Annotated in this window: 2 pseudogenes; both read left to right on the forward strand. The window is 64.0% G+C overall.

Features of this window, described 5'->3' with window-relative positions:
* Positions 1 to 156, forward strand: a pseudogene (locus ACQ4LH_RS21510) (3-oxoadipyl-CoA thiolase); the annotation flags it as partial.
* A 114-nt stretch (positions 157 to 270) separates the two neighbouring features.
* Positions 271 to 444, forward strand: a pseudogene (locus ACQ4LH_RS21515) (beta-ketoacyl synthase N-terminal-like domain-containing protein); the annotation flags it as partial.

The following is a 444-nucleotide window of genomic DNA, read 5'->3' on the forward strand; positions in this document are numbered from 1 at the left end:
CGGGCGGCCACCGCCGAATTCTTTATGGGCTGTGCAACCCGGGCCGGTGAGGACACCCGCAACGTCGCGCGTATGGCTTTGCTGCTGGCGGGCCTGCCTTCGAGCATTCCCGGCGYGACCCTCAACCGCCTCTGCGCCTCGGGTATGGATGCTGTCTCTTATTCACATCTGCCGCTGTCGTCGACGCCCCCCGAGGTTCCGACTACCACGAGGNAAAGACGGCATAGGAGATCGCTCAGTTCGTCTCGGGGGCTGGGGGATGTGTATAAGAGACAGGTGGCGAGTATGGCTTTGCTGCTGGCGGGCCTGCCTTCGAGCATTCCCGGCGTGACCCTCAACCGCCTCTGCGCCTCGGGTATGGATGCGGTGGGGAGCGCTTTTCGCGCCATCGCCAGTGGCGAGATGGAGCTGGCGTTAGCTGGGGGCGTCCTGTCTCTTATACAC

The sequence above is a fragment of the Pseudomonas peli genome, assembly GCF_050563605.1.
Lineage (GTDB): Bacteria > Pseudomonadota > Gammaproteobacteria > Pseudomonadales > Pseudomonadaceae > Aquipseudomonas > Aquipseudomonas peli_A.